22 protein-coding genes, 4 tRNA genes and 1 riboswitch are annotated in these 22,134 nt (G+C 39.3%); of the genes, 3 read left to right on the forward strand and 23 right to left on the reverse strand.

The genetic code is table 11. The annotated features are described in order from the left end of the window. The 19 genes from J663_RS17050 to J663_RS17140 all read right to left on the reverse strand — a co-directional run. On the reverse strand, positions 1 to 384 hold a 384-nt coding region (locus J663_RS17050), incomplete at its 3' end, for a GTP-binding protein (RefSeq protein ID WP_031982150.1). Positions 385 to 531: 147 nt separating this feature from the next. After that, positions 532 to 606 (reverse strand) — tRNA-Thr (locus J663_RS17055). A 13-nt stretch (positions 607 to 619) separates the two neighbouring features. After that, positions 620 to 695, reverse strand: a tRNA-Gly gene (locus tag J663_RS17060). A 37-nt stretch (positions 696 to 732) separates the two neighbouring features. Further along, positions 733 to 816, reverse strand: a tRNA-Tyr gene (locus tag J663_RS17065). Between the two features lie 54 nt (positions 817 to 870). After that, positions 871 to 946, reverse strand: a tRNA-Thr gene (locus tag J663_RS17070). A 98-nt stretch (positions 947 to 1,044) separates the two neighbouring features. After that, positions 1,045 to 2,538, reverse strand: a complete 1,494-nt coding sequence (trpE, locus tag J663_RS17075) for an anthranilate synthase component I (RefSeq protein ID WP_033851199.1) — start codon at positions 2,536 to 2,538, stop codon at positions 1,045 to 1,047. A gap of 108 nt (positions 2,539 to 2,646) precedes the next feature. Next, positions 2,647 to 3,315: a phosphoglycolate phosphatase gene (locus J663_RS17080; RefSeq protein WP_005079407.1), complete on the reverse strand. Its 669-nt coding sequence runs from the start codon at positions 3,313 to 3,315 to the stop codon at positions 2,647 to 2,649. Positions 3,316 to 3,381: 66 nt separating this feature from the next. Then, on the reverse strand, positions 3,382 to 4,008 hold the full coding sequence (locus tag J663_RS17085; protein ID WP_005065779.1) for an FHA domain-containing protein: 627 nt from the start codon (positions 4,006 to 4,008) through the stop codon (positions 3,382 to 3,384). Positions 4,009 to 4,048: 40 nt separating this feature from the next. Continuing rightward, positions 4,049 to 6,307 (reverse strand): type II secretion system secretin GspD, encoded by a 2,259-nt coding sequence (gspD, locus tag J663_RS17090; RefSeq protein ID WP_033851202.1) that lies wholly within the window; start codon positions 6,305 to 6,307, stop codon positions 4,049 to 4,051. A 41-nt stretch (positions 6,308 to 6,348) separates the two neighbouring features. After that, positions 6,349 to 7,185, reverse strand: coding sequence for a type II secretion system protein N (locus J663_RS17095; RefSeq protein ID WP_033851203.1), 837 nt, complete (start codon positions 7,183 to 7,185; stop codon positions 6,349 to 6,351). Next, positions 7,185 to 7,928 (reverse strand): type II secretion system protein N, encoded by a 744-nt coding sequence (gene gspN, locus J663_RS17100; protein WP_033851205.1) that lies wholly within the window; start codon positions 7,926 to 7,928, stop codon positions 7,185 to 7,187. The genes J663_RS17095 and gspN overlap by 1 nt, the downstream gene beginning before the upstream one ends. Before the next feature lie 334 nt (positions 7,929 to 8,262). Next, the gene (locus tag J663_RS17105) at positions 8,263 to 8,589 is read right to left on the reverse strand and encodes an H-NS family nucleoid-associated regulatory protein (protein ID WP_000801427.1); all 327 of its coding nucleotides are present in this window, start codon (positions 8,587 to 8,589) and stop codon (positions 8,263 to 8,265) included. Between the two features lie 194 nt (positions 8,590 to 8,783). After that, positions 8,784 to 9,224: an acyl-CoA thioesterase gene (locus J663_RS17110; RefSeq protein ID WP_033851207.1), complete on the reverse strand. Its 441-nt coding sequence runs from the start codon at positions 9,222 to 9,224 to the stop codon at positions 8,784 to 8,786. A gap of 7 nt (positions 9,225 to 9,231) precedes the next feature. Continuing rightward, positions 9,232 to 10,425 carry a membrane protein gene (locus tag J663_RS17115; RefSeq protein WP_033851209.1) on the reverse strand — a complete coding sequence of 398 codons (1,194 nt, stop codon included), beginning with the start codon at positions 10,423 to 10,425 and terminating at the stop codon, positions 9,232 to 9,234. 9 nt (positions 10,426 to 10,434) lie between these two features. Then, positions 10,435 to 11,277, reverse strand: a complete 843-nt coding sequence (locus J663_RS17120; RefSeq protein WP_033851211.1) for a hypothetical protein — start codon at positions 11,275 to 11,277, stop codon at positions 10,435 to 10,437. 8 nt (positions 11,278 to 11,285) lie between these two features. Then, positions 11,286 to 12,053, reverse strand: a complete 768-nt coding sequence (locus tag J663_RS17125; RefSeq protein WP_033851212.1) for a uroporphyrinogen-III synthase — start codon at positions 12,051 to 12,053, stop codon at positions 11,286 to 11,288. Between the two features lie 3 nt (positions 12,054 to 12,056). After that, the gene (hemC, locus tag J663_RS17130) at positions 12,057 to 12,974 is read right to left on the reverse strand and encodes a hydroxymethylbilane synthase (RefSeq protein ID WP_033851288.1); all 918 of its coding nucleotides are present in this window, start codon (positions 12,972 to 12,974) and stop codon (positions 12,057 to 12,059) included. 100 nt (positions 12,975 to 13,074) lie between these two features. Further along, positions 13,075 to 13,815 (reverse strand): LytR/AlgR family response regulator transcription factor, encoded by a 741-nt coding sequence (locus J663_RS17135; RefSeq protein ID WP_017385879.1) that lies wholly within the window; start codon positions 13,813 to 13,815, stop codon positions 13,075 to 13,077. A 60-nt stretch (positions 13,816 to 13,875) separates the two neighbouring features. Further along, positions 13,876 to 15,015 carry a sensor histidine kinase gene (locus J663_RS17140; protein WP_033851214.1) on the reverse strand — a complete coding sequence of 380 codons (1,140 nt, stop codon included), beginning with the start codon at positions 15,013 to 15,015 and terminating at the stop codon, positions 13,876 to 13,878. Between J663_RS17140 and argH the strand changes: the two genes are divergently transcribed. Both argH and J663_RS17150 read left to right on the forward strand, forming a co-directional pair. Then, positions 15,006 to 16,439, forward strand: a complete 1,434-nt coding sequence (gene argH / locus J663_RS17145; RefSeq protein ID WP_002121138.1) for an argininosuccinate lyase — start codon at positions 15,006 to 15,008, stop codon at positions 16,437 to 16,439. The two genes, J663_RS17140 and argH, sit on opposite strands and share 10 nt — an antisense overlap. A 9-nt stretch (positions 16,440 to 16,448) precedes the next feature. Further along, positions 16,449 to 16,718, forward strand: a complete 270-nt coding sequence (locus tag J663_RS17150) for an oxidative damage protection protein (protein WP_000089995.1) — start codon at positions 16,449 to 16,451, stop codon at positions 16,716 to 16,718. A gap of 306 nt (positions 16,719 to 17,024) precedes the next feature. Here the strand turns inward: J663_RS17150 and phoU are convergent, their stop codons facing one another. From phoU to J663_RS17170, 4 genes are all read right to left on the reverse strand, one after another. After that, positions 17,025 to 17,747, reverse strand: a complete 723-nt coding sequence (gene phoU, locus J663_RS17155) for a phosphate signaling complex protein PhoU (RefSeq protein WP_000075183.1) — start codon at positions 17,745 to 17,747, stop codon at positions 17,025 to 17,027. A gap of 105 nt (positions 17,748 to 17,852) precedes the next feature. After that, a complete protein-coding gene (locus tag J663_RS17160) occupies positions 17,853 to 19,184 on the reverse strand; it encodes a TolC family outer membrane protein (RefSeq protein ID WP_081404801.1) in 1,332 nt (443 codons plus the stop codon). Between the two features lie 95 nt (positions 19,185 to 19,279). Then, complete coding sequence (locus J663_RS17165; RefSeq protein WP_033851218.1) at positions 19,280 to 20,185, reverse strand: DMT family transporter; 906 nt, start codon at positions 20,183 to 20,185, stop codon at positions 19,280 to 19,282. Further along, the gene (locus J663_RS17170; protein WP_033851220.1) at positions 20,178 to 20,759 is read right to left on the reverse strand and encodes a TetR/AcrR family transcriptional regulator; all 582 of its coding nucleotides are present in this window, start codon (positions 20,757 to 20,759) and stop codon (positions 20,178 to 20,180) included. The genes J663_RS17165 and J663_RS17170 overlap by 8 nt, the downstream gene beginning before the upstream one ends. A 107-nt stretch (positions 20,760 to 20,866) precedes the next feature. Here J663_RS17170 and J663_RS17175 point away from each other — a divergent pair, with 107 nt between their 5' ends. After that, on the forward strand, positions 20,867 to 21,949 hold the full coding sequence (locus tag J663_RS17175; protein ID WP_212771401.1) for a hypothetical protein: 1,083 nt from the start codon (positions 20,867 to 20,869) through the stop codon (positions 21,947 to 21,949). 34 nt (positions 21,950 to 21,983) lie between these two features. Further along, a riboswitch (TPP riboswitch) is annotated at positions 21,984 to 22,118 on the forward strand. The last annotated feature ends 16 nt before the right edge of the window (positions 22,119 to 22,134 follow it).

The raw sequence follows: 22,134 nt of genomic DNA on the forward strand, positions 1-22,134 counted from the left end.
TACACCAACCTGACGAGAAAGAAGGATGTGTTCACGAGTTTGTGGCATTGGACCGTCAGTCGCAGCACAAACAAGGATCGCGCCGTCCATCTGAGCAGCACCAGTAATCATGTTTTTAACGTAATCGGCGTGGCCTGGGCAGTCAACGTGCGCGTAGTGACGAATTGGAGAATCGTATTCTACGTGTGAAGTATTAATTGTAATACCACGTGCTTTTTCTTCAGGTGCTGAGTCGATTTGTGAGTAATCTTTCGCTTCACCGCCGTAAGTTTTTGCACAAATTGTTGCAATCGCAGCAGTTAAAGTTGTTTTACCATGGTCAACGTGACCGATTGTGCCCACGTTTACGTGTGGCTTATTACGTTCAAACTTAGCCTTAGCCATGTTTATAGTCCTCGTTTACGTCGAACACAATTCTGAGCAAAAACTCAGCATCGACATATCGCCTAAAAAATCAAACACCCAATACTTGAAAAGCAGACTAATAAGCCTGCTTTTTAAATCTTTGTAGAAAATCTACTAAACTGTATCTGGAGCTCTTATCGAGATTTGAACTCGAGACCTCTCCCTTACCAAGGGAGTGCTCTACCACTGAGCTATAAGAGCGATTATCCTTCGATGGAGCGGGAGACGAGGATCGAACTCGCGACATGCAGCTTGGAAGGCTGCCGCTCTACCAACTGAGCTACTCCCGCACTGTGTTGGTATATATACCACTTCAATCGAAGTTAATGGTGGTGAGAGAAGGATTCGAACCTTCGAAACTTTCGTAGCGGAGTTACAGTCCGCCCCCTTTGACCGCTCGGGAATCTCACCATATCACACTTATTTCAGTGTTGTTCTTTACTTCACCACTACACACCTTTAAGATGGTGCCGGCACACGGATTCGAACTGTGGACCTACTGATTACAAGTCAGTTGCTCTACCAACTGAGCTATGCCGGCTCTTCTTAGTGTTTCGTACGTTTCGTATCGGAACGGTGTGCAGTTTAGCAAAACTTCCAAACGATGCAAGCGGTTTTTTTAAAAAAACCGCTAAAAACTCATAAAATCAATCCGTTTGATGATAATTCAACCGCTTTGATCACTGCGCGAGCTTTTATTTGCGTTTCATTCCATTCAGATTCAGGATTTGAGTCCGCTACCAAGCCTGCTCCAGCCTGTACATAGACCTTTTTATCTCGAATAACACAAGTACGGATTGCAATCGACATATCCATTTCGCCGTGCCATCCTAAATATCCCACTGCCCCACCAAACACACCTCTTTTCACAGGCTCAACTTCATCAATAATTTCCATTGCACGAATTTTTGGTGCACCCGATAAAGTACCTGCTGGGAAAGTTGCTTTAAATACATCTAGCGCATCGATATCGTCACGAACTTCGCCTTGCACATTTGAGACAATGTGCATGACATGTGAATAGCGTTCAATCACCATTTGATCCGTTACTTGGACCTTACCTATTTTTGATACGCGTCCCACATCATTTCGACCAAGGTCAATCAACATTAAATGCTCAGCGATTTCTTTTTCGTCAGAAAGCAAATCTTTTTCTAGCGCAATATCTTCTTCTTTAGTTTTACCACGCGGTCTGGTCCCCGCTAAAGGCCGAACTGTAGCAATGCCATTTTCCAAACGAGAAAGAATTTCTGGCGACGACCCTACAATATGGAATGGCTTTTTATCAGTAATCGTTTGCCCTTGCACCAAAAATAAATAAGGCGATGGGTTCAAATGACGTAAAGCACGATAAACCTGTAAAGCCTCCCCATCGAAATCAGAAACCATGCGCTGTCCCGGAACAACCTGCATCACATCACCAGCGCGTATATATTCTTTAACTTTTTCGACTGTCTCTAAAAATTTTGCTTTACCAGTGATAGATTCAAAATGTGGAGGTGTATGCGGCTTAGCTTGCAAACTAACTGGAGTAGCTAACAACTTTTCCAATTGATCTAGTTTTTGCTGAGCGTCTTCATAAGCATTACTTTGCTCTGTATCCGCATGAACAATTAAAAATAAAGTATCTTTAAGGTTATCAAAGACTATGACTGTCTTTGATAGCATTAACCATAAATCCGGCAATGTAATTGGGTCAGCTGTAGGAACATTCTTTAAACGTGGCTCGATATAACGGACTGCATCATAGCCTAAATAACCTACTAATCCGCCCGTAAAACTCGGTAAATTTGGCAAGAGCTCAGCAGATGGCACTTTAAATTGCTTCTGAAATTCACGAATATACTGAAATGGGTCTTGGCAATCTTGTTGAGTAATTGAACCATCAGCATGTTGTATAGACAGAACACCTGCATTACATGAGAAAACCGTCGACTCACCTAAACCAATCATAGAATAGCGCGCCCAATTTTCGCCACCTTCGACTGACTCAAATAAATAAGCTTGCGTGTGGTCTTTAAAACGAGCGAAAACAGATAAAGGGGTTTCTGTATCTGCTAAGCGTTGGCGATAAACTGGAATCGTGTTGTAACCAGCAGCCTTGAGTTGCTCAAATTGCGCTAATGTTGTCATGAATTTTCTCTAATATGGTTTCGATTTAAAAGTGTGTTTTTCTAGATTCGGTTTAGACACGCCATCGAAAAACCATACGCTTATTCATTCTGATCTCCATTTCATTCATTAGATAATTAACTCAGCAAGACTATCAACAACTTGCTGAGGTTGGCAATCATAGATATTTTCTCCATGATTATAGCCATAGCTAACCACAATACAATCAATTCCAGCACGACGCGCAGCCTCAATATCATTACTTGAATCGCCAATCATTAATGATTGTGAAGCAGATATTTTTAGGCTTTGCATGCAATGCAATAATGGCAATGGATGAGGCTTTCTCTCTGGTAAGCTATCCCCACCAAGTACGACTTGAAAATATGGAGAGAGCTGTAAAGCATCAAGCAAACCTTGAGCAAGTTGTACAGGCTTATTGGTAACGCATGCCATTTGTATATTCAAAGTTTTACAATGCTTTAAAAACTCGGTTACACCAGGATAAATTTGAGTATTTACACAAAGTTCTACACTATATATATCAATAAATTTTTGTAATAAGACTTTATGTTGTTCAGGATCTAATTTTCCAAAAATATGAAGCAGAACACTTTCACAGAGTTTTGAAGCTCCTTTACCCACCCATTCTCGTATTTGGACTTCTGTTACCAATGGCCAACTTAGCGCCTCTAAACTTAAATTCATAGACCGATACAAATCAGCAGCAGAATCAACCAATGTCCCATCTAGATCAAATAAAATTAAATCGCGCTTACTTAGTTGTGCAACAGACATCTTTTTTCTACTCAAAATTAAAAAGGCATGCGTTTAGCATGCCTTGATTGTAAAAGCAGCAACGGATTATTTAAAGAACAACCATGCTAATACAGCTAAAATTACTAAAATAATAATAGTGATTAAACCAACTGAGGCATTCTTCTGTTGCTCTTTTTCTTCTGCAACACGAGAAACTGGCTCATCAAAAGCGATAGGTGTTTGCTGTTGCGCATTAATATCTACACCCTCTGGAATAGGTGCAGGTTTTGGAATAGAAATATTCTGCGGCATACCATCGCGACGAACTTCTACTTCTGCGGCACGCTCTGCAAGGCTCGGCATTCCTTGATCGCTTAAATCTGGAGAGGATGTTGTATTTACAGGTTCGGCTTCAATTTCAGGTAATTCCGTGATTTTCTGTGCAGGCGCTAGTACAGAAAATTTAAAACTAGCAAACTGAACAATATCACCATCATGTAGCTGCTTTTCTTGCTCAATACGAATATCATTCACAAATGTGCCATTGGATGAATTAAGGTCTTGCACCCATAGCGCTTGATCTTTTAGAAGCAATGCAGCATGGCGACGTGAAATTTCAGCAGCTTGTAACAACACATCAGCATCTTGATGACGCCCTACCAACATATCACGATCAACATTAATTTCTTGGCCAGTAATTTCACCAGTAATTGCTTGTAGTTTCCAAGTCATGCGTATGTCCTATTCATTTTTTATCAATCATAACATGCTACTACTGTGCTGTGCTTGGGCGCAGTGTCGTTGTTGTTACTGTATTTTTAGTACGATTAACTTCAGGGTCAGGTAACTGCAAGGTTTGCTTTTGAACTGCTGGCTCTACCGCTACAGGTGTAGTTACCGTCGAGGTTTTTCCACCTGAAGGAACCTGTTGATAATTTTTTGGCTGAGAGGCAATACTAGGTGGTGTCATCTTTTGATTGTAGACATCATCAACCCGCTCAGGTAATTTTGCAAAATTGCCGTTTTTATCCATAGCCAATTGCAAGCTATAAAGTTGGCTATAGCGCTGCTGAGACAAACGGCGCACATCATTTGCATCACCCACAATTGTTGGGTGGATAAAAACAAGAAGATTACGTTTTACATTGCTTCTAGTATCTGAACGAAATAAACGGCCTAAATAAGGAATACTACTTAACCCAGGAATACCCTGATTATTAAATTCAACATCATCAGACACTAAGCCACCTAAAACAACAGTCTGTCCATGTTCAGCTAAAACAGCAGTTTTAATAGCACGTTTATTGGTAATTAAGTCAGCAGCCTGTCCTTTACTTGATTGAACATTAGAAACTTCTTGCTCCACTTCAAGCCTAACTGTCCCGCCTTCACCAATATGAGGTATAACTTTTAAGGTCACACCGACATCTTTACGCTCCACTGTTGTATAAGGATTTACTGTTCCAGAAGACCCCGTCGAAACAGAACCTGTTACAAAAGGAACATTTTGCCCCACAACAATATAAGCCTCTTCATTATCCATAGTTACAATAGATGGTGTCGAAAGCAAATTTGATTTGGTATTAGTTTTAAGCGCTTGAATTAATGCACCATAAGCCTTACGAGAATTCTCAAAATTTCCTAAAGCGAAAGTTGCACCATCACCGTTATTTTTACCAGCTGCTATAGCGCCTGCAGCACCCGTCGCACCACTTGATAGGTATCCAGCAGCTATAGATGCTAAACTAGCGCCTACATTACTAAAGCTAAGCAGACCAATTCCACTGGATAAATCACCTAAGGCCCACTGAATTCCAAGCTGATCAGCATCATCCCCCGAAACCTCAATAATAGCGGCTTCGATTAACACTTGCTGACGGCGAATATCGAGCTGCTGGATCGCAGATTCTATTTCACGCATCAATTGAGGATCAGCTTTTACAACAAGTGAGTTTTGAGCATTATCAGCAATAATGCTCACCCCTCCTTGACTAAAACTTGTAATATTACTCTGATTACCATTAGAGCTATTATTAAGGCTAATTGATGGAGTACTAATTGAAGAGCCAGAGGAACCAGAACTCTGCCCATTAACCATTGAACTATTTACCACACTAGGAGAAGCTGGTGCTCCACCTCCATTTGACGAAGAAACAGCTTGTCCTGTTACAAGACCTTGTAAAATTTCAGATAAATTTTTTGCACTTGCATATTTCAAGCGAAAAACTTTTAAACCACCTAAACGGTCGGCCGAAGGCACATCCAGCATTTCAATCATGTGGCGAATACGCTTACGTGTTTCAGGATCACCCTTAACTAAAATACGATTGGTTCGATTGTCTGCAATAATACGGATCCGTGCACCATTAAAATCTTTAGATGCTCCAGTAGCACTCATCGCCTCCAGTTGAGTAATGATTTCTTCAGCTTGGCTCGATTGAAGGCCTATTGCCTCAATATCATTCTGGCCAGTGCCATCCAGATTACGAATAATATTTTCAAGTTGATAAATATTTGCCGCACGGTCCGAAACAATCAGCGCATTAGTCCCTGCAATTGCAGCCATATGCGCAAATTGTGGCATTAAAGGCCGAAGTGCTGGAATTAAATCATTAGGATTGGTATTTTCAAGCCAAATGACTCGGGTAACAATCTGATCACCACGCAATTTATTTCGTGAGTCGTAAGGAATTCCCGAATTTTTAACATTGCTATCTGGAACCAGTTTAATGGTGTTGCCCGAAGGAATTGCCACCACTCCATTCACATTTAAGACCCCAAGGAATAGGTCGTAAACTTCATTTTTATTGAGGGGTTTATTCGATATTACTGTGACATTACCACGTACTCGTGGATCTACTGCAAAGTTTTTACCCGTAATGTCTGCCACTTCATTAATAAAAGCAGTTAAGTCAGCATCACGTAAATTGATCTTCCATGTTTGGGCATAGACGCTGCTGCTCACTGTCGCAATCAATGGGGCTGCTGCAAGTAATGCCCAAAGTGGACGTTGATGATTCAATAAAGCCATAACTTGCGATAATTCCTAACTCTTATGGTGACGTGTTATCACTAAAAATTTTGTTGTATGGTCATCACTTGATCACCACGTTTTATTTCTATTTTAACTTGCCCAGCTCGACGAGCCTGTTCAAGTAACTGCACATCCGTTTGTCCCTGCCCAACCGTTTGACCGTTTAAAGAAACAATCCGATCACCCGGCCTTAAACCTAACTTATTTCGAAGCGCAGTGGGTGTACGTTCTGTAACTTCAAAACCCTCACTGGAGTTCCCACTAACACCCATGTCACGTAGATATTGTTCACGGTTGCCTTGCATTTGCTGAATGGCCTGCCCTAACGCCTCTTGAGTCGTATTAACAGGTGCCGATGACTGAGGTGCAGTAGCAGTTGGCTGTAAAACATCTGGCGTCATAGGTTGATATAACCCGTTTGGCAAACCTTTAAACTGAAGTTCACGAGTACTTCCATTACCTTGACGCAATATCACGTGATCCCAATAAACTTCTGCTAACTGATAAGATGTAGAACCTATTGTTTCTCCTACCCGATATCGGTCAGCAATATTATCTAGCTTAATAACAGCCGAAGAAAAACGGTTCGGATAACCCAGCATTACGCCTTGTAATTCTAGGTTGACATTTTCCTGAGCTGCATTGGCTGAAGGTTCATTAAAAAGCGAAAAAGTACTAATGTTAGGAATTTGTGGCTGCTGTGATCCTAACTCGACTCGATCAAATTGCATCATTTGAGGAGGGGCAATTACCCACCAAAATAATGAAGCTAATTTCCAACACAACCATAAAACCAAAAAGGCAAATACAACTACACTTAACCGATCTAATTTTTGCCACTGTAATTGCTGTAATTTTTCAATCCATACTTTCATTAGTTACCCCCTTGTATTAAGGGTTGACGAGAACTAATGACAAACGTATCTAAACCAGCTTTTCCATCATAAGATGGGATATTAAGTAATAACCTTTGGGTAAGCTGTACATCAAGCATCATGTTGGCATCTAATAAAAGATTCGCCATTTTTTGACTGCGTTGATCACGTATATCAACTTGTAATTGTCCATTCTGATCCGTTAATTGCCCATTTAAAGAAGGCATATTCATACGGTCTTGACGATCACCAATATTATAAATTAAAGCACCACCACCCCAATGTAATTGACCATCAACTGCTGCGAACCCCTGCTCTTTCTTATAATTAAACTCAATATCTTTCAGTTGAATGCTGTTCGCAGGCCATTGCCAATTCACAATTTGTTTTAATGTTTCAGGTGCAACCTGACCATTCATAGCCTTTACAATTACTTTTTTCCCCACACCATAGCCCATTATCCCAGCTAATTGGGTATTTCCACTATGGATATCTACATCAGCAGCGAACCTTAATAAAAACAGGTCTAGAGGTCTAGTTTTCCAATGAATCGAGCCTCTCAAAGTACCACGCCGCCAATCTGCTTGGCCTTGCCAGATATTTCCACTTACATTGTGTAGAGTTTGATTATTCTTTGAAAATTTAGAAATAAGCCACGTCGCCGGGATCTGTAAAATAATAAAAATTAAAAATGCAATGAGGGCAAAAAACCACCACTTCCATTGCTTAGACTTTTTCTTCATTCAGCCTTACCAACATGCAAATTATCGTCCTTATTTTGAGAGTAGCTCCCTAGTCTGACATTATGCATACTTTTTCAACATCGCCAATTCACTTCATATAAAAAAACCAAGCAATCGGGCTTGGCTTCGGTATTAAGACTATAAGTTGAACGTATGACAAAATCATGAAAACTTGACGCTCAATGAACTAAATGCACATTTGATCTCAACAATTCATTTAAAGAGCAATTTAAACACTCAATTTTTTAAATAATATTTATAGCAAAATTTTGAGATATTTTTATCAATAAAAAAGCCAAGCAAATTTGCTTGGCTTTTAAAAACGGCAATTTGATTAGATTAAGAAATCTTCAAGTTTTGCGCCTTTTTCAATTTCAGCAACTAACCAGCGTGGTTGTTTACCGCGACCAGTCCAAGTCTCTTCAGCATTGTTTTTGTTGCGGTAACGAGGCTCAACAGATTTACGAGTTGTTTTCTTACGTTTTTGAGCACCAAACTCAAGAAGTTGTTCAACACTGAAACCTACATTTTCAGCAATCTCGATAATTTGATTATAAGCATCTTCGATTGCTTGATCTTTTTTACTTGCAATTAAAGCTTCTGCTTCTTCTTGTAAGCGTTTTAACTCTTCAACAGATAATTCACTGATATCCGGTTTCATTAATAAATACTCCAGTCTTACAGACAATTCAAAATAATACAGACAAAATTTAAAAACATAAAATCAAGACCAATATTATTTATAATCTATTCAATAAGCAATAGTTTGAAAGCCGTGTTCATCAGAATAACCAAAAAAATTACCTTTTAATTACATTACCAATTATAAATGAAATATATTTTATTAATATTTATTTAAGATAAATGTATTAAGTCATGCCCAACTGATTTTTCTAGCTCAATAATTTTTTGTTTTATTTCCTGTGGTATTTCACATTTTCGTTCTGTTAATTTATCTACGCATACCATAACAGCTTCACCAGTAGCGACTATTTGTTGTTGGGTTTCACTCCACAATATATAAGCCATACGGAATGCGCTATTACGGAGCTCTTCCACACGAACTCCTACTTTCAATACATCGGGATAAAAAACAGGTCTTAAATATTTACACTGACTTGAAGCTACAACAGGATATATTTGAGGAGTTAATATATTTATTGCTTCCATATATAAAATACGTGAGCTTTCAATATATCGATAATATTGTACATTATTGACATGACCAAAAGCGTCCATATCTCCCCATGCGACTTTCTGTTCATATATTATCGGGTAGACAGACAGTTCTTTCATTTTTACCTCATATTTTAAACTTTAAAAAATTTGCATCATTTTCAAAGATTAGATTTAACTGTTTGATTAACACTTCATCTTCTTTAAGCGTAGACTTAATACGTAAATAGCTCATTAAAATATTATCTGGATATAATGATAATAATGTTTCAGCTTCTGCTTGACGTCCAGTTGCCATATAGACATGCCATTTTGCAAAGGTTAAAACAGGCAAATTCATATATTGATTTTCAAACTGAATAATTTTTTCTTCAACATCGGCATAGTCTGGAACTTGTTTAAGCAACTGTTGCTGAAACCATAGATAAAATACTTCTGGGTCAAACTGCTCTTTTAACAAGTGTAGTGTTAAAGCCGCATGTTGCATGCTCATATCAGGCATACGTGCTAATAGTTTTAGCCATAACAACTTACTGCTATAAGGTCGAGTTTGAATTTCAGACTCTAAATCTAAATAACGTTGCTGTAAGGCATGTAAGTCATCAATAGAAGCTTGATCAAATTGTTGAAGAAGTTGCTGCAGCCATAAATCACGATGCTCAGCATCTAATAAGCCATATTTCATGGACCGTAAATATACCCATGGATGTTGCAGCGCTAATTGCCCCCATAAGGCCGTTAATTTTTGCTGGTAGGCAGTTTCTATTTCTTGTAACCACGGTGATAACTGGTGTTGATATAAAAATTCGAGATGAGTTAATGCACGATCGGCTTCATTTTCGGCTAAAAAGATTTCAATTCGCTGTAACTCAGCCAATTCAAATGCCATAGGTGGTGATTGATCAAGAGCAGCCAAGGCTTTTGGATAGTCGCCGTTTAAAACCAGAAACTTGGCATCAATAATATTTTTTAAAAGTCCTGATTGAGTAAAAACACGCTCAATAAATACACGTTGATCTTCGGCCGCTTCTAACAGCCAAACGATACCTAATTGTTCATAAGGATGAAGGTTTTTAAATTGGAAGATGTTTTCACTTTTTCTTTGTTCACGAGATGAATAACGTTTAATCCACAGCCATAAGAGTTGAGCAATAAAACTCATCACTACAAAAGTAAGAGTTAATCCCCAGACATTTGTTTGCAGCTGCAATTGTCGCCAGTAAATATAGACATACCCCATTCCATAGCCATAACTAAATAAAGCTAGGGCTGCAAAGAGTATTAAGCTGATTACGAAATAAACCCACAGGAGGTGTTTCATATATCCTCCTTATGAGCCGATTAGCCCAAGTGTAGAGAGTTTAGGAACTGGCACCACAGATAAATGTGCCACTTTAGCAATACGTTTTTTTAACTGCTGACTGGTTGCATCAGGCATTTCATCTAACTTTTGCATCACAGATTGCAACTCATTTTGATACTCAGTCATTTTTCCTTGATTGAGTGCCTGTTCGGCAATTAACAATCTTAATTGCACTTCTTTAAGCACAACGCTTCGACTCATTAAATTAATAGACGGCGTTTCTACTTTTTCTATACGGAACCACTTTTTCCACCAAGACACAGTCTCGGATTGATCCATTTCAAGTTTAGGCTGGCTTAAGGCTTGTTGAATATTCTTATCAATGTTCTGTAATAAATCATCGATTAATTGATGGCGTTGATTTTGAGCCAAAGTAAACTGTTGAACTGCCTGTTTATCCTGCTCGAGCGATTGATTCAAGCTATGCTGCAATGCAGGAGCAATTTCATAGTGTATGAGCGATTGCTGTAACTGATTTAATTGATCAACTGCATAAATCAACTGCTGCTGATCAATCGCAAATTGAATTAAATCTAACTTTTGTTTAATTAAAACTGTAGGTGCAATACCTGTCGGTGGAGCATCCGGTTGAACTACTGAATTGGTTCTATTCCCTGTACTTACGGGTTGATTCTGCAACTGTCGCTGTAAAGCAACCAATTGATCATTTAAATTGGCATAGTGCTGTTCTGATTGCAGCAGACTTTGTTTAAGCTCGGGAACAGTACGAGAAATTTGCCACATATCGTAACTGAGCTTAGCCAACCAAGCTACGCCCAGTAAAATGATGATAGAAACAAGTTTTCTCATACGAATCCTTATAATGCCTGAATGTGATGAATCATCCCCGAAGGCGATAAATTTTCAAGTTGAATAATGTGAAAATGAGCCTGTTGCTGATCGCGATACTCTTTAACAATTTGAAAAAGACGGGGTCCTAAAACCAGATATACACCATCAGGTTGTACATTATTTTTTGAACAAAGCTCTAACCAATATTTCCAGCTCGCTTCACTGGTAATTAAGACGAGCCATTTATTTAAATTATAATTTGAATTCTGTGTCAGATGTTTGAATTTAGAATATGAAGCTTCTGGGCATTGCCGATGATATAGAACAAAATTTAAAATCTGAATTCCTTGTTGTTGCAAGGTCTCCATCATAAATTGGCGTCCACCTTCTCCTCGCCAAAAAACCACACTACCCGTCTGTTGCATATTGTGCAGAATAGGTAGGTTCAACATTCCTTCAGAAGTTTCAACATCTGGGATATGTGCTTCTATTCCATATTCGTTTAGACAATTGGCTGTTGCTTGCCCTACAGCAATCCACTGAATATGCTTTAAATCGCTAACTTTTAAACCGCTTTTTACTAAATACTCCATACCCACTTCAACAGCGGTTGGGCTGACGACCACAATAGCTTGCGCCTTAATTAACTGTTGGTAAAGCTGAAGTAAGTGTTCAGAAAAGGGCTTAGCAACGAGCTCTAAAAGAGGTAAAGACTCAACCTGATAACCTTCATTTTGCAAAGCTTCTGTTAATTCAGCTGCACGAGAATCAGGTCGAGTATTAATAAACAACATGGTTTAGTAGAGGGCCTTTAATAGCTCGCCCGCACCTTGATCAAGTAAGTTTCGAGCAAGGTTTTCGCCCAATTGATGAGCATTGCTGGCTTCATCTGTTAGTTCAGCACGCAATAATGTTTGTCCATCAGGGCTTCCGACACGACCTTCGATATGGATTTGACCATTTTGCAGTGTGGCATAACCTGCAATTGGGACCTGACAACCGCCTTCAAGATAGGCATTAAATGCACGTTCAGCACGTACACAAACATCTGTTTCTTCGTGTAATAAAGGTTGAATTAAAGCCAATACATCTTGGTCAGCTGCACGGCACTCTAAACCCAATGCACCTTGTCCCACAGCAGGCAAACTAATATCTGGTGTTAAAGAATGACGGATACGTTCCGACAATCCTAAACGCTTCAAACCGGCACTGGCCAGAATAATCGCATCGTATTGACCTTCATCTAGCTTCGCCAAACGTGTGCCAACATTTCCACGCAAGTCAATAATTTGCAAATCAGGACGTTGTTTTAAAATCTGCGATTTTCGACGCAAGCTTGATGTACCGACTTTTGCACCTTGTGGTAAATCAGCGAATTTTTCAAACTGATTTGAAACAAAAGCATCTAACGGATCTTCACGCTCACAAATTACTGCTAAAGTTAAACCTTCAGGCAAAGCCATTGGGACATCTTTCATTGAATGTACGGCTAAGTCTGCACGCCCATCTAAAAGTGCTACTTCTAATTCTTTAACAAACAGCCCTTTGCCCCCAATTTTTGCTAAAGGCGTATCTAAAATTTTATCGCCCTGCGTGACAAATTTAACCAGTTCAACCGTTAAATCAGGGTGAAGCTCCTCTAAACGGGCACGAATATGTTCTGCCTGCCAAAGAGCAAGTGGGCTTTGTCGTGTAGCAATTTTCAAGGTTTTCATAAATTCAAGCATGGGCTGGTCAAACAATACACCCTAAACTTAACTTGATCCCTTAAAATTGCAAGTAAAATCTCACAAGTCCAAGATAACTCTTTTAAATTTAGAGCTGATGAATTCGCTCTCTAAGCGTAGACAAATGTCGACGGCTCACTGAAAGTCTTTCATCAAGACCGCGCAATCTAACCTGATATTGCCCCGAACTGATCAGCTCCAACCCATCTAAATATGCGACTGCAACCAACGCATTTCGATGAATACGAATAAACTGATCTGCGAATTCGGTTTCAAGCTCTTTTAATGTTTCATCTATTAACACACTGCCATTTTTATGTCTCACAGTGACATATTTCTGATCGGCTAAAAAGTAATAGATATTTTCAACAGGAATCAGTTCAACCCCGCGATAGGTTTTTGCGGCTATTTGATGACGCTGTGTTTTTAAATCTTGTAAAAGCTCAGAATTCGGTAATGCATTGAGCTGTGCTTGAGTAAGTTGGGTTAGCTGGTTTAAAGCTTGCTCAAGTTCAACCGGATCAATCGGTTTAAGAAGATAAGCTTGAGCCTGAGCTTTAAAAGCTTCTAATGCATGCTGATCGTAGGCGGTACAAAATACAATCGCAGGTCGAGGATTGAGTTGACTTAACTGTTCTGCACAGACAAGCCCATTCATACCTGGCATTTGAATATCAAGTAAGATTACATCCGGTTGATGAAGCCGTGCCTGTTCCAAGGCCTCCTGTCCATGATGAGCCGTTGATACAACCTCATGTCCCATCTTTGAAACTAAACGTGATAAACGCTCCACTGCAAGTGGTTCATCATCACAAATTAGCACCTTCATTCATCCTCCTTGTCACCGTTAACTTGGTCCATTTTTTTATGGTTAACTCTGACTGACTTATTATTTTGTTTGATATTGATAGCTCATAATAGTGGTATATAAAGCTTCACCTTTATAAACCTGAAATCTAACGGTGTTCCCATAATACGCTTTCAGGCGCTGCTTAACATTTTCAAGAGCGATTCCATGCCCTTTCCGTGAATTTATTGTATCGTCTGTATATGGGTTGGTAATGACTATACTGACCTGATTTTGCAATATTTCAACCAATACCCCTATGGTTGCTTTACCCATCATTGGTTCTACCCCATGAAAAATACTATTCTCTAACAAAGGTTGTAATGTCAATAAAGGAATAGTGATCTGTTTTAATTGCACAGATGAAAGCTCGATCTTCCAATCTACTTTTAAACGTTCTCCCAAACGGACCTGTTCAATCATTAAATATTGTTTACTCAGCTCGATTTCTTCTTGCAGACTCACCAATTTTAATTCTTGGAAACTTGCTCGAAATAAACGCGACAAACTAATGAGCATGCTTTCTGCTTTATCTGGATCTATCGCAATTAAACTCACCACATTATTTAGACTATTAAATAAGAAGTGAGGATGAATTCGTGCTTGCATGGCCTGAATACGGGCATTTAACTCGGCATATTGCTGATGCAACCATTGTTCCCTGACATATAAATAACGTAAGCAAAAAGCCCCGAGTAATATTCCATAGCTTAGATATAAAGGTACATTGGTAAAATAAACACTCCAGCCCTGCGTTAAAGAAGCATGTTTATTTAAAAGACCAAACTGAAAAAAATTACTCATTAAAGTGGTCAAAACAACAATACTTTGCAGCATGACAAAACCAATAGCCAAAGCAAATTCTTGACGCAAGCTGCTAAAAAAACTTTGAAAGCGTTCAACCAATGCAAAAAAGGACAATATTACCCAGTTAATAAAAACGATGTATTGAAAAAGCCTTCCCCCGCTTAAGGCTTGCCAAGACTGCGCTTCAGCCAATGCCAAAACCAGTGCCAAAACATTACTTGCGATAATTAATTCGAATAAGTGTTGCCAACGCCCGCTTTTCGTAAAAAAATAGGAGGAATTTTGATTTCGGTATGCTGTAGGAAACAACTTTGTTTGTTGAGCTTCGGCAAGTGATATACTCTTTTTTATTTTACTGAGCCACCATGACCACATCTTCAAATCCCCCTAATTCAGTAACCCCAGACCAAACCTCAGGTATGTGGGGTGGTCGTTTTTCTGAAGCGACGGACGCTTTTGTAGCCGAATTTACCGCCTCTGTTCAGTTTGACCAACGTTTTTATAAGCAAGACATCGCTGGTTCGATTGCGCATGCTACCATGCTTGCGAAAGTTGGCGTACTGACAGAAGCAGAACGCGATGACATTATTGAAGGTTTAAGCACCATTCGCTCAGAAATTGAGGCTGGAAACTTTGAGTGGCGCATCGATCTTGAAGATGTTCACATGAACATTGAATCACGTTTGACTCAACGTATTGGCATTACAGGTAAAAAATTACACACAGGCCGTAGCCGTAACGATCAGGTTGCAACTGATATTCGTCTTTACCTGCGCGACGAAATTGATGATATTTTAAAATTATTAGAACGTTTACAAAAAGGCTTGTTAGGCTTGGCTGCCAAAAATGTAAATACAATTATGCCAGGCTTTACACACCTACAAACTGCTCAGCCTGTGACTTTTGGTCATCACTTGTTAGCATGGTTTGAAATGTTAGTACGTGACACTGAACGTCTTCAAGACTGCCGTAAACGTGTTAACCGCATGCCACTTGGTTCAGCTGCTCTTGCTGGTACCACTTATCCGATTGACCGTGCTTATACAGCAGAACTTTTAGGTTTTGAAGCTGTATCTGAAAACTCTCTTGATGCTGTATCTGACCGTGACTTTGCCATCGAATTTAATGCTGCTGCTGCGCTTATCATGATGCATTTATCACGTATGTCAGAAGAGCTCATTCTTTGGACTTCTGCGCAGTTCAAATTTGTGAATATTCCTGACCGCTTCTGTACTGGTTCTTCAATCATGCCACAGAAGAAGAATCCGGATGTTCCAGAACTTATTCGTGGTAAATCTGGCCGTGTATTTGGTGACTTAATTAGTTTACTTACGCTCATGAAAGGTCAACCATTGGCATACAACAAAGATAACCAAGAAGACAAAGAACCTTTATTTGATGCAATCGATACGGTTCGTGGTTCACTCATGGCATTTGCAGACATGATTCCTGCATTGGTTCCAAATATTGAAATCATGCGTGAAGCTGCTCTTCGTGGATTCTCAACTGCAACTGACCTTGCTGACTACTTAGTGAAAAAAGGCGTTGCGTTCCGTGATGCGCATGAAATTGTAGGTAAAGCTGTTGCATTAGGTGTTGCGGAAGAAAAAGACTTATCTGAACTCACACTTGAGCAATTACAGCAATTCTCTGACTTAATTACAGCAGATGTGTTTGACAAAGCCTTAACTCTAGAAGCTTCTGTAAATGCTCGTGATCATATTGGTGGAACTTCTCCAAAACAGGTTGAAGCTGCAATTGCGCGTGCCCATACACGTTTAGAACAGTTATACGCTTAAGGATAAAACATGAGTCGCCAAGTATTTTGCCGTAAATATCAAAAGGAAATGGAAGGTTTAGACTTCGCTCCTTTCCCAGGTGCTAAAGGCCAAGATTTTTTTGAAAATGTTTCTAAACAAGCATGGCAAGAATGGTTACAGCATCAAACTACGCTCATTAATGAAAAGCGTTTAAACGTGTTTGAACCAGAAGCTAAAAAGTTTCTGGAAGAACAACGTGAGAAATTCTTTAATAATGATGAAAGTGTAGAAAAAGCTGAAGGCTGGAAACCAGAATAATCGGTTTGTTTTAGTTTACTCATCATTAAAAAGGCGGGTCTATATACATAGATCCGCCTTTTTTTACGTGAAACTTACACAAACATAAAAAGCCTTACATAGAGCGCACAGGACTCTACATGACATCAAAAAGCGAAGAACTTAATATCACTTTATAGCAAGAAGAACACGATCCCTGTCGTGTTTATGCACTTGATTTTCTGTCCTGAACTTCCCCCCAAAGTTCGGGACATTTTTTTATCTATTATTTTTTAAAAACAAAAAAGCCTTGTTTTAAACAAGGCCTTTAAATATTTCAGCTCAAGATTACTTTTCGTGGACTTTGGCTTCAATTTCTTCAATTTTGGTATGACGAGCATCAAAGCCTTTCGCCATATAAATCACTTGCTCAGCAATGTTACGTGCATGATCGCCAATACGCTCTAATGAACGTAAAACCCACATGACATTAATCACACGAGCAATATGACGCGGGTCTTCAATCATATAGGTCATTAATGTACGTGTTGCTGATTGATATTCACGGTCAATGTCAGCATCCGCTAAAAGTACACGTAAAGCTTGATCTGCATCTAAACGTGCAAAAGCGTCAAGTGCATCATGAATCATGACACGAACTTGGTTACCAATATGACGTGTTTCCATGTAGCCACGCGGTGACCCGCCCTCTTCACACAGGTTTTGTGCAATACGGGCAATTTTCGCTGCTTCATCACCAATACGCTCAAGGTCAGTATTGGCTTTGCTCATGGCAATCACCATACGTAAGTCAATCGCTGCTGGATGACGACGCGCCAAAATCAACGTTAAGCCTTCATCAATATCACGTTCATACTGATTGACTGCATTATCTTTAAATTGAACATCAATCGCTAAATTTGCGTCTGTATCAAGTAAAGAATGAATTGCATTTGCAACCTGCTGTTCGACCAAGCCACCCATGGTCATAAACTTTGTGTTTACATCTTGCAAATCTTCATTAAATTGAGAAGAAATATGATGGCTTAACACCGGATTACTTGGACTCAAGGGAAGCCTCCAACATGATGGCGCGGGAATAAAATGATTGAGCATTAAAACACAGCAATCATTAAGTTTTTATGACAAAATTAAATTTCAGATAAAAGCATTTAATTACTGATAAGTTAACCAGCTATTAAGCTCAACCAGATCCTTTTCACCTAACTGGCCTACCGCAGCTTTTAAACGAAGCACATTCAATAAATAGTCATACTGAGCATTAAGATAATCCTGTTTTGCAGAAAAAGCATTACGCTGCGCCAATAAAACATCAACCATACTTTTTAAGCCTTCGTTATAACTCGCTTTTGAAGCTTGAGAAACTAAAGAAGATGAATCCATTGCAGCCTTTCTTGCTTCAAGTTTGGCTTGATCTGTGTCTACCTGCATAAACGCACTTTTCACATCGACATTGGCACGGCGAATGGCTGCATCAAGTTGTGCCTGCGCTTTACTGACTTCTAAAGTGGCTTTTTTAATTGATGTTCGGGTCCGTCCACCATTAAATAAATTCCAGTTCATTTCTACCCCGACCTGATCAAATTTTCCGTCAGTCGAAATGAGTGTCTCTGGTGTTTGTTTAGTATAGCCATAACTTGCTACGGCATCTATTTGAGGATAAAGCGCTGCCTTTTCGACACGGCGCTGATCTTCACTATATTTTTGCTGTAAACGGGCTTGCTGGATCTTTAAGTTTTTTTGCTGCGCCAAAGAAAGCCAGTCATTAAGTTCTGCTGGATAAGGCTTTTGAAAATTAAAATCACTGCGCAGTACAGCGAGTTTATCTTGATAAGAACCAATATATTCAGAAAGCTGCTCTTGGGCTAAAAGTAATTGAACATTGGTTGAAATACGATTGGCTCTAGCATTTTGATATTGGGCATTTGCTTCACTCACATCACTACGTGCCACCAACCCTTCTTTGAGTTTGGCATTCATCATATTGAGCTGTTCAAGCAAAGCCTTTTCTTCTTGTAAGTATGCAACACTCAACGCCTGCTGCCGCAACACATTAAAATAGGCTTCTGCCACATTTAAAACATGATCTTGTTTTTGTAGTCTTAAAGTGATTTCACTTAAGGCAACCGAAGTTTTAACTTGTTTATAACCTTCCCAAGCATCCATTCGAAATAATGGCTGACGTGCAGTGAGAGTCGCTTGTCGAGTCGTTGACGTACTACTTACCAAAGCATCGGAAAGTCCCTCTTGATCAACACCCGGAAAGTTTGAACGTTTTACAGTTTGTCGATTACGCGTAATGTTTCCAGACAATGTGACAGTGGGTAATAACGCTCCCGTTGCTAAGCCTAAGTTCAGTTGATCTGCTTCATATTGTTGTTGATTGGCTTTCCACGTTGGGTCATTTTGTTTTGCGCGCTCATAAGCTTCAACCAAATCTAGAGCAAAACTCGAAGATGCAAAACTCCAAAGGCCAACAACGACCATTAATTTTATTTTCATTGTTCAAATCAACGATAAAACTTGCCTTTAAGACTAAGAAAAATTCAAATCAAACTCAAGCCATTAAAAGTTTTAGTTTTTTAAGCGTTCTTAGTTTTTGACAAGATTAAAATACAAATAAAAATCAGCAACATGCCTATCCAACCCAGCCATGAAACATGCTCACCCACCAAAACGATGGCAAAAACTGCAGCTACTAAAGGTTCAAATAGAGTTAAGGTCGTCGCTTTGCTGGCATTTACTGTTTTTAGACCAAATCCAAAAAGTAAATAACCCAAAAACATAGGAATTAGCATCATATAGCCAGCCACAAGTAGATTGGTTGAGCTTTGTAGTAACCCTCCACCTGTAACCAACAAAGTAGGAAGCAAAATAACCGCTCCACCTCCCATAATCATGCCCATTGCAGCTTTAGAGGCAACACCCCGATCTATTAATCTTTTTGCAGCCCATGAATAAAGCGAATAAGTTGTAGCAGCGACCAGCCCAAGAAAAACACCGAAGAATTTATTCCATTGATTTGTACTCTCTTGGACCGCATGACTTTCCCCCATCGATAACATACTTACACCAAGCACACCGCACACAAAACTTAGAAACCAAATAGTAGATAAAGCTTTGCGATCAAAGAATCGTTCTAAAATTGCTGCGATTAGTGGAGCAGTACCAATTGAAACCACGGTGCCAATCGTAATGCCTGCATAATGCATTGAAGAATAAAAAGCCAAAGGATAAATACCCACCGCCACTATGCCTAAAAGCAGTATTGAAAGATTTTCCCTTATAAACTGACGGTTTTCGCGTATTGCTCGTGATGCAACCAAAGCTTGTAAAAGGCCTCCACCGCCCATCGCTACAGCGCCAATAGCAAGTGGGCCAAGTGTCGGTGCAAATGCTGCCGCCGTACCTGTTGTTCCCCACAAAACAGAAGCAAACAAAATCGCAATTGTGCCTGCATAACTACTATTTTTAATGAGGCTAATCATGTGGGCATTCTCTATTTAAAATATCTTCTGCCATTTGTTTTGCTAACAGGAGTTGTCGGCTGTTGCCTTCTAAGCCTGCTCTTGCCATAGAACCTTCTAAAAGAAAAGAAAGCTGGGTGGCTACATAGTTAACGCGCTGTGAGTCTGGTATTAATTTTTTTAAATGCTCAGCAACAATAGCTTCTACTTCTTCTTTATGCTGCCTTACAGAACTACGCCCTGCACTATTCGCTGGAAACTCTGCGGCAGCATTCAATAACCCACAGCCTCGAAACCCTTTTTCGTAGGCAAATTCTGCATGGTCCTGATAGGCATCAAACACAGCCAAAATGGCTTCTTTAGCTGTGTTTGTTTTTGCTAAACGTTTTTGATAGAGATCGAGCCACTCTTGATGGCGTGCAGCAATATAGGCATCAACAAGATCGCCTTTTGAAGAAAAATTATTATAAAGCGACATCTTAGCGACATCGGCTTTAGCCGTAACTGAATTGATTCCTGTTGCAGTAATGCCATCGTTATAAAACAAGGTTGCTGCTGCATCGAGAATTTTCTGTCTTGCTGTTTTATCATTCATAACTTTTACTTAAGTAGACCGACCTACCTAATAATAAAGTTTTCTAACAATGATGCAACCTTTTTAAGCGTTATAATTTGAGCAATATTAATTTCTATAAAAGTACAATGATGAAAAAAGTTCTAATGATGAGTATGTGCAGTGCACTACTTTTGGCTGGATGTAATAAAACATCACAGCAAGATCAGGCTGTATCTAAAGAGCAAAAACCAACTGAACAAAAGGCTACTCAAAAACAAGACAGCCGTTGCTTACAAGTTATGGCTGCTACGCAGAAAATCAACCAAAACAGCAAAATAGAAGATTTAAATCAAATTAATGAAAAGCTTAAAAGCTGTGTTCCCTCTTTAAAAAATGATGAGCAGCTTAAGCTTATTGATGCTTCAACTGCGATGTATCAACGTTTTCTTAAACAAGACTACACTGAAAAAACAGGGAGAGCTTTTGAAGCATTTGGCTATGCCGTTTTAGAACAGAAACAAGACCTTAAAAAGGTCATCCAAACCCAGAAAAAACTCTTCGACCAACTTAGCCCGCGTGATCAATATTTACTTCAACATGAAGGCCAAGCCTACATTGAACTTCTCTATCAAGGTGAGGGTATGTTTACCTATCGACGTCAGCCAAACTATTTAGTTGAGGTTTTTTCTACGTCCTTACCAGCAGACCAAAAAGAGTTCTTAACTCGTATGGCCAAAGATAATCAGGATATTTTCTATAACGATGGTGCGTTGGCCGTTTCATGGAAAGAACTTACTGAACGAGCACTTTTTTGGGAAAAATTTATTCAGAAATATCCAAAAAGTCACTTTATTAGTGATGCAAAACGACTATTTAATGAATATCGCTATTTTATTTTCTTTGGTTTAGATAACACGCCAGTGTCAGATGAATATGCACCGAATACGTGGTTTGATAAAGATGCTCTTCAACAAATTCGGTTTTTGTCTACACAAAATCAGTCGAGTTTAGCGAAATCCGCTCAACTGTTTCTTAAGTTTATTGCCACTCCTGTAGAGGAGCGTAATAAGCAATTTAAAATAGATTTAACTGATAAAAATGGTGATAAAAAATCAAATTATCAGATTACTCATGAACAGCTTGAGCAGCTATTAAAATTTGATTCGCCATGGAACACGGAAGTCTATCGTGACTGCCATATGGATGCAGTTTGTATAGATACAAATTGACAATGCCAGCCAACCTAAAACATGTTAGTCTGTAAATCGCTTGACGGAGCGCGAGTAATAGCTCGCTGAGATTGTGTAAATTCTGTGTTATCGCAACACAAGTTTGATCACAAGTACCGTTGAACCTGATCAGGTTAAGACCTGCGTAGGAATCAAGCCATCTGAAAACTTAAAGCCTTAAATTT

It is taken from the genome of Acinetobacter sp. 826659, assembly GCF_000588515.1.
Taxonomy (GTDB): Bacteria; Pseudomonadota; Gammaproteobacteria; order Pseudomonadales; family Moraxellaceae; genus Acinetobacter; species Acinetobacter pittii.